Genomic DNA, 11,438 nt, shown 5'->3' on the forward strand with positions numbered 1-11,438 from the left:
ATCACCAACGGGATTATCCAGGGATTCGTTGACCCGGCACTGGGGTTGGATTCCTTTACCACGGGTGGGCTTTCACACATGGATTACATCCTGGATGGTGAGAAACGGCTCTGGCTGGATGTCCAGGTGAGCCAAGTGTAAGAAATCGGGGATGCTTTCCTATAGTCCTGAGTTTCATCAGGGCGAAGGATAGGGGCATCCCCCTTTTTTTTATCCAGCTGAATTGTCTTGATTTTAAGCCTTTTTTGTAATATGATAGTTTTAATAAGGGTGTTTGGAGCGTAATATAATGAATACTAGCCCTGATGTCTTAAACCGAATCAAGTCGCAATACCCTGAGAAATTCGTATCGGAAGAGGAAATCTTCAAACACATCAACCCCGGCGACCGGATATTTATCGGCACCGCCTGCGGAGAGCCCCAATACCTGGTCAAGGCCCTCATCAATTACGTGGAATCCAATCCCAAGGCGTTCTTCGATGCCGAGGTCCTGCACGTCTGGACGCTGGGCGTGGCTCCTTACGCGGATGAGAAATTCAAGACCAATTTCCGCCATAATTCCTTTTTTATAGGGGAGAGCACCCGCTCTGCCGTGGGCAAAGGTAATGCGGATTACACGCCGGTCTTTTTATCCGATGTGCCCAATTTATTCCGCCGGCGCTTGCAGCCGATAGATGTTTCTCTTATCCAGGTTTCCACTCCGGATGAACACGGCTACGTCAGTTTGGGAATAAGCGTGGATATCGTGAAGGCGGCGGTGGAAGCGAGCTCGCTGGTTATCGCCCAGGTTAATTCTAATATGCCGCGCGTTCATGGCGAGACTTTCATCAATATCAAGGATATTAATTTCGTCATCCCGCATGATGAGTCTTTGCTTGAATATAATACCGAAACCTCCAAGGAAATACAGATGAAGATAGGCAATTATGTTTCGCGTATCATTGAAGATGGGGATACCATACAGGTGGGCTATGGAAGCATCCCGAACGCGATATTATCCAGCCTGCAGAATAAGAAACACCTAGGTGTTCACACCGAATTACTAACGGAAGGGCTGGTGGAACTGATGAAATCAGGCGTCGTCGATAATTCCATGAAAAACCTGAACCACGGCAAGACCGTAGCGGCTTTTTGCATGGGGAAAAAAGCGACTTATGATTATATCAACGATAACCCGAGCATCGAATTTCGAGCGGTTGATTATACCAATAATCCCCTGGTTATATCAAGAGTCGATAATATGGTTGCCATAAATAGTGCTCTGGAAATAGACTTGACCGGCGAATCCACGGCCGAATCAATAGGGAAAACTTTCTACAGCGGAATCGGCGGGCAGGCTGATTTTATGAGAGGGGCAATTCTTTCTCCCGGAGGAAAAACCATCCTGGCAATGGAATCAACCGCGGAGAATGGCTCCGTTTCCAGGATCGTCCCATTTCTGAAGGAGGGCGCGGGCGTAACGCTTAACCGGGGTGATATCCATTACGTGGTGACGGAATACGGGATCGCATACCTTCATGGGAAAAACATACGCGAGCGTGCTATGGCGCTTATTGCTATTGCGCATCCAAAATTCAGGCTGGAACTCATAAAAGAAGCCAAGAAAGCGAATTTGATTTACCAGGACCAGGCATTTATCCCGGGGAAAAAGGGCGAGTATCCCGAATATATGGAGATTCATCGCACGACCAAAGAAGGGCTGACCTTGCTCTTGAGGCCTGTGCGCATAAATGATGAGCCTTTGCTTAAGGATTTCTTTTATTCGCTTTCCGACCAGAGCATGTACCGCAGGTTCATTTCCACCAGAAAAGACATGAGCCATGAACGGCTCCAGGAATTTGTGGTCATTGATTATACCAGGGAGATGGTAATACTTGCTTCAATCAAACAGGATGAGAAGGAGTTAATCGTCGGGGTGGGACAATACGCCATAGACGAGATTTCCCATACCGCCGAGGCGGCTTTTGTAATAAGGGATGATTATCAGAATAAGGGAATCGGAAAAGAACTGCTTTCTTATCTCACCTATCTTGCCAAGAAAAACGGGTTGCTTGGTTTTACCGCCGAGGTCTTAGTGGAAAATAAGCAAATGCTCCATCTTTTTGAGAGCATGGGTTTTGACATAGAAAAAAGGCATTCTTCTGGAGTTTGCGAGTTGAGGATGACTTTTAAATCGAAAGACTGATGAAGAACACAGAAAGCAACGTCAAAGCACTTTTTGAGCCCAAATCGATTGCCATTATCGGAGCATCGCAGCATAAAGGGAAGATAGGCTATAAGATCCTGGAAAATATCGTTGCCGGCGGATACAAAGGCAAAATCTACCCGATTAACCCAAAAGGCGGGGAGATACTTGGGATAAAAGCTTACAAGGATATAGAAGATATCCCCGGCGAGATAGACGTTGCGACGATTGTCCTGCCGGCTAACCTTGTTTTTGAATCGCTCAAAGGATGCGCGGCTAAAAAGGTTAAATTCCTTTCTATTATATCATCAGGTTTTTCGGAAATCGGCAATGTCGAAGAAGAACGCAAAATCGCTTCCTACGCCCGGGAAAACAACATGCGCATACTGGGGCCGAACATATTCGGGTTCTTTTCTGCTGGTGTTTCGCTTAACGCCACTTTCGGGCCGAAGGCGGTAAAGCCGGGTGGCGTGGCGATAATAACGCAAAGCGGGGCGCTGGGCGTGGCGATGATAGGCAAAACCGCGGTCGAAAATATCGGGCTTTCCGCCATCATCTCGGTCGGCAATAAATCAGATATTGACGAAACGGATTTGCTTAAATACCTTATTAGCCACAAAGAAACAAAAGTCATTATGATGTATATTGAAGGGATAAAAGAAGGCGCGCGTTTAGTGGAAACGTTAAAAGAAGCAACCACCGAAAAGCCGGTGGTGGTGGTGAAATCAGGCCGTTCCAAACGCGGCGCCATCGCGGCCGCATCGCACACCGGGTCTTTGGCCGGTTCGGATGATATATTTGATGCCATCATGAAACAATGCAATGTCCAGCGGGCGGAAAATATCAGGGATGCTTTGGAATGGTGCAAGTTCCTTTCCAATTCGCCGGTGCCATCCGCAGAAAACGCAATTATCATTACCAACGGCGGCGGCATCGGCGTCCTGGCGACGGACGCCTGCGAGAAATATGGGATAAAACTGTATGACGATTATGAGGCGCTGAAGAAAACGTTTGCTCCTGTCATGCCATATTTCGGCTCGGCCAAAAACCCGATTGACCTGACCGGCCAGGCAGAGTCATCCCATTACAGCCTGGCTTTTGCGACCTCGCTTAAGAACAAGAATATCTCGTCCTTGATTTCGCTATATTGCGAAACGGCCGTTTTCGATATCCAAAACTTCGAACCGCTCATCGAGGAGACATACCAGAAATACAAAACGGCCGGAAAGCCGATAGTCTTTTGCCTGGTGGGGGGCGAAAAAGTGGAGGAATGCGTCAAGTCTTTGCGACGGCGCGATGTCCCGGCTTTCAACGACCCTTATGAGGCGGTCTCCTGCTTGGGTGCGCTTTATTCTTATGCGAATTATCATGGCGAAAGCTCCGAAGCAACGGATAAGCCCAAGATAGACGTTAAATCCATGGATGATGTCATCAAAAAAGTCAGAACGGAAAACCGTAATTTCCTGCTTTCTAACGAAGGGCAGTCCGTGATGAAAGCCGCGGGTATTCCCACTCCGCAAAGCCGTATCGCCCGTAATATCAACGAGGCGGCGGATTACGCGGAAAAGATCGGCTACCCATTAGTCATGAAAATAGTTTCCAAGGACATTCTTCATAAAAGCGACGTGGGCGGGGTGGCTTTGGATTTGCAGAATAAAAACGAAGTGGTAGAGGCTTACGAAGCCATCATCAATAATTGCCGGACGCATAACCCGGCGGCTGCGATTGACGGAGTGGAAATATCCGAAATGGTTCCCCGCGGGACGGAGCTCATAATCGGCGCCCGGCGCGACCCTTCCTTCGGGCCGATTGTCATGTTCGGGCTGGGCGGGATTTATGTCGAGGTGATGAAAGACGTGAGTTTCCGCGCCATTCCGGTCAGCCGGCGCGAGATACTTTCCATGATAAAACAAATAAAGTCCTATCCTTTATTACTCGGCGTCCGCGGCGAGCCGCAGAAGGATGTCGAAAGTGTAATAGACAGCATAATAAAAGTAAGCGGGATAATTGAATCGTGTCCCGCGATAACTGATATAGAGATAAATCCGCTGGTCGTATACGAAAAGGGCGTAAAAGCCCTGGATGCGCGGATTTTGATTTCCCGTTTAAAATAAAAGGAGGATTCTATGAATAAACTGGTTTTCGCATCAATGAATAAAAATGCCGGAAAAACAAGCATTATCATTGGGCTGGGCAGGGCATTGAAAATGAAGATAGGTTATATGAAACCTTTCGGCGAACGGCTGGTATACCATAAAAAGAGATTATGGGATTACGATTCCGCCCTGATTGCGGGGTTATTCGGTATGAAAGAAAATCCTGAGGAAATGACCATCGGCTTTGAATACTCGAAGCTGCGTTATATGTATGATGAAAAACAACTGGATAAAAAACTGCATGAAATGTCCGACAGCATGGGCAAAGGCAAGGATGTCCTTTTTATCGAAGGGGGCAAGGATTTGAGATACGGCTCCGGGTTGTCTTTGGATGTGGCTTCTGTCTGCAAGCGCCTTAAAGGGGAGCTTTTTATCGTATTAGACGGAGATGACGATTCAATACTGGACGATATCTTGTTTATCAAGAACCATATAAACAAGGAAAGCGTTAAGGTGGCAGGGTTAATAATAAACAAGGTCAAAAACCCGGCTGATTTCAAGGAAACGTATCTGGATATAATCAAACAAACAGGGCTGAACGTGGCGGGGATAATTCCGTTTAAACCGGAGCTGAATTACCTGACGGTCGGCTATGTGGGTTATAAACTTTTTGCCAAAACGCTTGCCGGGGAAGGTGCCGCGAGCCGGAGCATAAAAAACATATTTATCGGGGCGACTTCAGCGGAAGAGGCCGTAAAAAACCCGCTCTTCAAAAAGGAGGATAAGCTTATCATTACCAGCGGAGACCGTAGCGATATGATACTGGCGTCCCTGGAGAAAAACACTTCCGGGATAATACTTACCAATAATATCCTGCCGCCTTCCAATATTATCGCTAGGGCTTCCGAACTTAATATCCCGTTGCTCGTGGTCAGCCAGGATACTTATCAGGCGGCGCGCCAGATAGATGATATGGAGCCATTGCCTACTAAGGATGAAAACGAAAAGATACAACTGATGGAAAAACTGGTTAAAGAAAACCTGGATCTGAAAAAAATAGTCTAAAGCCTATTCTTTAACGCTGATATTAGTTTGGGGAAAACCATTTTCAACAAGCCGTTGCCACAAAGTCCGATTGGGGTGATAAAGGATAAACCTTTCATCCGACTGGGCGAAAACACCGAAAATTCTCATGCATGGTTTACCAATATGTTCCGTATCCCTTAAATCCAGAACTATTTTTTCCCCGTTATAGCGGTTCACGCAGTGGTTAATGACCGTTTTGATTATGCCCCTGGCTTGACTTACTTCCGCTTCATGCCTCCCATCTGCGGGGTGATGGTCTATAAAACGGGGGGCTTTCAGGTAAATATCATTTTTAGTAAAAGTCATAATTTAATCTCCCTTGTTTGATAGGTAGATAATTGCTAGAATGTTATATCGGAAATTAGAAGCGGAATAAACAGGTGTTTTTGAGGTGAGATAAAAAACCCTCCCCGACGTTAGACGGGGAGGGTTGATTGTGTGATTACGTCAAACCCTATTTGAACTTTACTAAATCGCAATCCTTAAAGACAGAGCGTTTTGATTGTAAGCCGGGCATATCCTTTTCCGCCGCGTCTTTGGCGTCGTAAGGTCCGGCATAAACGCTGATATTATCAACTCCGCCAATGCGTTCATTACGGGTGAAAGTATTAGAAACTCCGTTTGCATTCAACCAGCCAACCATACGGTTTGCCAAATGCTTTCCCATTTTGTCGTTTTTGTAGTAAATCAGCCGGATGCCCCATTTACCGGGGGTTGCGCCGGCTTCGGTATCTGTTTTCGGGGTAACATCCGGGGCCGGAGTTTCTTTTTCGGGGGTCGCTTTCCCCTGTTCTGTTTTAACAGGCGTTTTTGCTGTCGGTTTTTGTTTTTCCAATTCTTTTACTTTTTCCGCCAGGCGCGGCTTCTTTTTCATCACATCTAGCGTGATATCTTTTGCCTGCATGCCTTCCGGAGGTGCGTAAACAAAAAGGCTCGGTGACACGTCTTTATTCAGGGTAACATCCTTGAAAATCGCGGTAAATTCCGGCTTTTTGAGGTCTGAGCCGGCTTCATATTTTTTTATGAAATGGGTTTCTTTATCGAAATAAAGCCGGGCAGAGGTAATATTCAATCCCTTTGCCAGTGTCGGAGGATTATCCGTTCGGTAGAGTTCTTCAAAGCCGGCATCGCTTAAATCACCTTCGATTACCTCGCATTTTACTCCGTCAACCTTTTGCGCGGGGACAGATTTAAAATTATAAAGCTTGAGCAGGGTCTTGATTGTTGCGGGTAAATCCTGTCCCGCGAGTAATCCTGTCGGATAAGGCAGGTAATATCCGTCAAACATATTATCCGGTGTGACAATATCTTTTAAAGAAACTTTAAGCACGTTTTTCGGAGTGATGACAAGGTCTCCTTGTTTGTCGCTTAATTCAACCCATTGGTTTTCTCCGTCAAAGAGTGTTTTGTATTGAGCGCTGTAATTGGCTCCGCCTGAAACAGGAAGAGTCATTTCCGTATCGGTTGACAGCCGGTTGGGATTCATCCCGGCTATTTTACTGTTGATTGATGCGGAAGAAGCTTCTGTTCCTGCCGAAGGAACAGCCATGGTTATATTAACCGTCGCGTTGTAGCTTTCCAAGGAATCCAGCGCTTTATTGGCGTCGCTTATCACTTCATTAGGCTGCCTCGGTTTTGAGCAACCGGCTCCTAATACCATAAGAGCTGTAAGTCCCAGTATGACAAACCGTTTCATATATGCTCTCCTTTTCTAAAATAAATATAAAACTTGTGTTTACTATACTATTAGCTTGGTTAAATGCAAGATAAAAATGATAATAAAGGAATGCAGGATACCCATGGCTTTACCGCGCTTTATAGTAAAATGATTTAACTTGACCAAAGCGTACGAAGCGGGTATAAAAGCTTCTGGAAACGGTTTAAATATGCGTAAAAAACTATTGTATTGTCTTGTATTAATTTTCTGCCTGGTTCCGCTTTGCTTAAACGGGGAAGACGCGCCTAAACCCGAAAATGCCGAGTCTTCTTTTAAAGACGGTATCGCCGCGCAGGTAAACGGGGAAATTATCACCAAAAGTGAGGTTGAAGTCGTGGCATACCAGATAAAGAAAGATAAAAAGGATGTAATTAAAGGATTGATTGAAGGCAGATTGTTTTACCAGGCGGCGTTGGCGGAAAAGATCGAGGTCACCGAAAAGGAGCTTGATAAACGCCTGGAAAAACTTATGGAGCGTTACGGCGGAAGGCAGAAATTTATCGGGGAAGTTCTTAGGGTATATAAAATAACTTATGAAGAATACCGTGAGGAACTGCGCCGGGACATGCTTAAAAATAAATACGTGATGATTAAATCAAGCGGAGCTAATAAACCGGATGATCAATATACGGAAATGGATACATTGGTAGATACTTTTGTCAGCCCGAAGGAAATCAGGGATTATTTCGAAGCGCATAAGTCCGATTATACGGGAAAACCCAAAATCCTGGTCAAACAAATCATCCTTAAATTCCAGGATAGTGATACCAAGAGTTACAAGAAGAGTATCGGAGAGGCGTTATTGCCGGAACTGGATAAAGGAAAATCCATCGAAGATCTGGCTGCTAAATACTCGGATGTGCCAGAAAAGGAATCTGGTCAAGATAAATATATGACCGAAAACGACTTCCCGGAAAAAATCAGGGAGGCTGTTTTTAAACTGGAAAAAGGGAAATATTCATCCTTGCTCGAAACCGAGAATGATTTTCGGATTGTTCAGGTATACAATAGGATCAACACCGCCGAAGGAATAAATTCTCCGGAAGTCCAGGAGCATATAAAGCAAATCATCCAGAACGCCAAAACCATGGAGGGCATGAAAAAACTCCGGGCGCAACTGATGAAAAAAGCCGAAATATGGATTGATTCTTCCTTTGAAATAACCGCCGAATCCCTTTCAGCCGAATAATATGCCCAAAATATATATTGACACAAACCAGATAGTATTTTAATATAATAACCTGTTGTTTATAAATTACGATCATTGTGGTTTTTATTAAGTGAGTAAGGAAAAGAAAACAGAAGTTATTGCCGTCCGCGTTAACGGGGCACTCTTAGACCTTCCGAAGGGAAACGAATCTAAGCCGGCCGAAAGTTCAGCCCAGGAGATTACGCTTCAGATGCCTGAAGGGCTGGAAATACTGCGCCACAGCACCTCGCACGTCATGGCGGACGCGGTGAAAAAGCTTTTCCCGAACGCCAAACTCGCTATCGGTCCGGCCATTGAAAACGGGTTTTACTATGATTTTGACGTGGACAAGCCGTTTTCGCCGGAAGACCTTGTAAAAATCGAAAAGGAAATGGAAAACATCGTTAAATCCAAAAAACCTTTCGTCCGCAAAGAAGTTTCTCGCGACGAGGCATTGAAATTTATGGATAACAAAGGCGAGTTTTATAAAACCGAGCTTATCAGCGAACTGGGCGACCAGAAAATAACGCTATATCAGCATGGCGATTTCACCGATTTATGCCGCGGACCTCATATCCCGGATACCGGTTATGTCAAAGCGTTCAAGCTCCTTTCCGCTACCGGCGCTTACTGGCGGGGTGATGAGAAAAAGAAAATGCTCCAACGCATTTACGGGACGGTTTTTCCTTCCAAGAAAGAACTGGATGATTACCTGAAACACCTTGAGGAAGTGAAAAAGCGTGACCACCGCCGCCTGGGTAAAGACCTGGACCTTTTCAGCATACAGTATGACGATGCCGGCCCGGGGTTGGTTTTCTGGCATCCCAAAGGCGCCCTGATACGTAAGATTATAGAGGATTACTGGCGTGATGAGCACCTTAAAAACGGGTATGAATTAATCTACGCGCCCCATATCGCCCGGATCGGATTATGGAAAACCTCGGGACATTGGGACTTTTACAAGGAAAATATGTATTCACCCATGGATATTGACGGGCAGGAATATATTCTTAAACCCATGAACTGCCCGGGCCATATCCTGGTTTATAAAACAAGGATAAGAAGCTATCGAGATTTGCCCATCCGCTGGGCGGAGCTCGGCACGGTTTATCGCTACGAGCGTTCCGGTGTTTTGCAAGGGCTGTTCAGGGTGCGCGGGTTTACCCAGGATGATGCGCACCTTTTCTGTAGGTTTGACCAGATAGATGATGAAATAAAAGGCGTCATAAATTTCGGGCTTAATATCTTCCGCTCCTTCGGCTTTTCCGATTTCAAGATGGTGCTTTCGACACGTCCAACGGAAAAATACGTAGGGACCATCGAGCATTGGGATAAAGCCACAGCCGCCTTGAAGAAAGCAATTGAAGAAGTAGGCCTGCCTTATACCGTTGCCGAAGGCGAAGCCGTCTTTTACGGTCCCAAAGCAGATATACATATAAAGGATTCGCTTGGGCGCGAATGGCAGTGTTTTACCGTTCAGGTGGATTTCAACCTGCCGGAACGTTTTGACATGGTCTATACCGCGCAGAGCGGTGTACAGGAACGGCCGGTCATGCTTCACCGCGCTCTCATGGGTTCACTAGAGAGATTTTTTGCCATATTGATTGAGCACTACGGCGGCGCGTTTCCCATGTGGCTGGCGCCGGTACAGGCAATCGTCCTACCCGTGGTCGAATCGCAGCATAATTATGCCGTCCAGGTGAAAGACGCCCTGGCAAAAGTTGGAATAAGGGCGCAGGCGGATTTGAGGAACGAACGTTTGAGCCAGCGCATCCGCGAGGCGACCAACCAGAAGATACCTTATATGCTCGTGGTCGGCGACAAGGAAGAAGCTGATAAAACTGTTGCTGTGCGCGAGCGTACCAAAGGCGATTTAGGACAAATTAAACTAGATGCGTTTATCGAACAAATAAAACTGGCAGTGGAGAAAAAAGCGTAGAAAACAAGCTCAATTCTCGCTACTCTCTACTCGCTACTTAACAAGAAAGGAGGGATGAGCTATTCCAGAATTAAGGATTAACGAAAGGATACGGATAAAAACCGTCCGGCTGATTGACGAAAACGGGGTCCAGGTTGGCGTCATTTCTACGGATGACGCCCGTAAGATGGCTCGTGAAAGAGGGTACGATTTGGTGGAGGTTTCCCCCACGGCCGCCCCGCCGGTCTGCCGGATACTGGATTATGGAAAATATAAATATGCCGAGCATAAAAAGCTCCAGCAGGCGAAAAAGAAACAGCATAAGATGCAGATAAAAGAAATCAGGCTCCATCCGAGAACCGAAGAGCATGATTTTATGGTGAAGCTTAACCACACAAAGGAATTCCTGAAAATAGGCGACAAGGTTATTGTTTGCATGGTCTTCCGAGGCAGGGAAATGGCGCACCGCGAGTTGGGCGATAAATTAATGGACCGGTTTGTCAAAGAAACCGCCGATGTCGGCAAGGTTGATACTCCGATTTCCAGGCGCGGTTCACGGTTTTCCATGACCCTGGCCCCGCTCAAATAAAGTTTATATTAAAAGGAGAAAGTAATATGCCTAAGATGAAATCATGCAAGTCCATTGCTAAAAGAGTTAGAGTAACTGCCAGCGGTAAGGTAAAGCGTTTCGGCATGGGCAAGCGCCACATGCTCTCATCCAAAAACGGCAACTGGCGGAGAAAGAAGAGATTGGGGACTTTTATTAACAGGGTGGACGAGAAAAAAATCCGCACCGCGCTGGTTAATTATAGGTAAAGTAAAAAAAGGGAAGGAGCCGGGACTCCTTCCCTCTAACTTGGATAGACCCTGAACCACGCAGGGTTCAGGGCGGTGAACCCTCAGTGGTTCACCGTCTCTTTCCACTATCTACTTACAAAATAGGGGACAAGAAAACGGCTAGGCTTAACGAATTTCTTGGAGTTACACCTATAACCTCTTGAAAAATAAGGAGATAAAATTTTACATGGATTTTGAGATTCTCCAACTCTATATTTTATTGAATGTTATGGGTTTGTCAGTTTGTATCTGCTTGTTTTATAAGAAAGTAGGGCGGATTTTTCCGTCTCCGACCACTACCCCCCTACCCCACCCTATGCTCACGCTTTTACTACCTTAGGGGGAAAACTACTCTGCCTAAGGGGGTATCCATTACGACCATACCCTCTTATATTCCATACGGACAGAAG

10 protein-coding genes are annotated in these 11,438 nt (G+C 46.0%); 8 read left to right on the forward strand and 2 right to left on the reverse strand.

Going from position 1 to position 11,438, the window contains the following annotated elements:
- The 4 genes from HY811_10360 to HY811_10375 all read left to right on the forward strand — a co-directional run.
- The coding region (locus HY811_10360; GenBank protein MBI4835198.1) for a hypothetical protein at positions 1-141 on the forward strand (141 nt) is incomplete at its 5' end.
- Positions 142-289: 148 nt separating this feature from the next.
- Positions 290-2,185 (forward strand): GNAT family N-acetyltransferase, encoded by a 1,896-nt coding sequence (locus HY811_10365; protein ID MBI4835199.1) that lies wholly within the window; start codon positions 290-292, stop codon positions 2,183-2,185.
- Positions 2,185-4,299 carry an acetate--CoA ligase family protein gene (locus tag HY811_10370; protein ID MBI4835200.1) on the forward strand — a complete coding sequence of 705 codons (2,115 nt, stop codon included), beginning with the start codon at positions 2,185-2,187 and terminating at the stop codon, positions 4,297-4,299. The genes HY811_10365 and HY811_10370 overlap by 1 nt, the downstream gene beginning before the upstream one ends.
- 12 nt (positions 4,300-4,311) lie before the next feature.
- Positions 4,312-5,346 (forward strand): AAA family ATPase, encoded by a 1,035-nt coding sequence (locus HY811_10375; protein ID MBI4835201.1) that lies wholly within the window; start codon positions 4,312-4,314, stop codon positions 5,344-5,346.
- Positions 5,347-5,349: 3 nt separating this feature from the next.
- Here HY811_10375 and HY811_10380 read toward each other — a convergent pair whose 3' ends face one another.
- Together HY811_10380 and HY811_10385 are read right to left on the reverse strand one after the other, a co-directional pair.
- On the reverse strand, positions 5,350-5,673 hold the full coding sequence (locus HY811_10380) for a hypothetical protein (GenBank protein MBI4835202.1): 324 nt from the start codon (positions 5,671-5,673) through the stop codon (positions 5,350-5,352).
- 148 nt (positions 5,674-5,821) lie between these two features.
- A complete protein-coding gene (locus tag HY811_10385; protein ID MBI4835203.1) occupies positions 5,822-7,063 on the reverse strand; it encodes a hypothetical protein in 1,242 nt (413 codons plus the stop codon).
- Between the two features lie 190 nt (positions 7,064-7,253).
- Between HY811_10385 and HY811_10390 the strand changes: the two genes are divergently transcribed.
- The 4 genes from HY811_10390 to rpmI all read left to right on the forward strand — a co-directional run bounded on the left by HY811_10390 (position 7,254) and on the right by rpmI (position 11,007).
- Positions 7,254-8,273, forward strand: a complete 1,020-nt coding sequence (locus HY811_10390; GenBank protein ID MBI4835204.1) for a peptidyl-prolyl cis-trans isomerase — start codon at positions 7,254-7,256, stop codon at positions 8,271-8,273.
- A 91-nt stretch (positions 8,274-8,364) separates the two neighbouring features.
- Complete coding sequence (gene thrS, locus HY811_10395) at positions 8,365-10,212, forward strand: threonine--tRNA ligase (protein ID MBI4835205.1); 1,848 nt, start codon at positions 8,365-8,367, stop codon at positions 10,210-10,212.
- Between the two features lie 61 nt (positions 10,213-10,273).
- A complete protein-coding gene (locus tag HY811_10400) occupies positions 10,274-10,780 on the forward strand; it encodes a translation initiation factor IF-3 (protein MBI4835206.1) in 507 nt (168 codons plus the stop codon).
- A gap of 26 nt (positions 10,781-10,806) precedes the next feature.
- Positions 10,807-11,007 carry a 50S ribosomal protein L35 gene (rpmI, locus tag HY811_10405; GenBank protein MBI4835207.1) on the forward strand — a complete coding sequence of 67 codons (201 nt, stop codon included), beginning with the start codon at positions 10,807-10,809 and terminating at the stop codon, positions 11,005-11,007.
- Positions 11,008-11,438: the final 431 nt, after the last annotated feature.

It is taken from the genome of Planctomycetota bacterium (assembly GCA_016207825.1).
Classification (GTDB): domain Bacteria; phylum Planctomycetota; class MHYJ01; order JACQXL01; family JACQZI01; genus JACQZI01.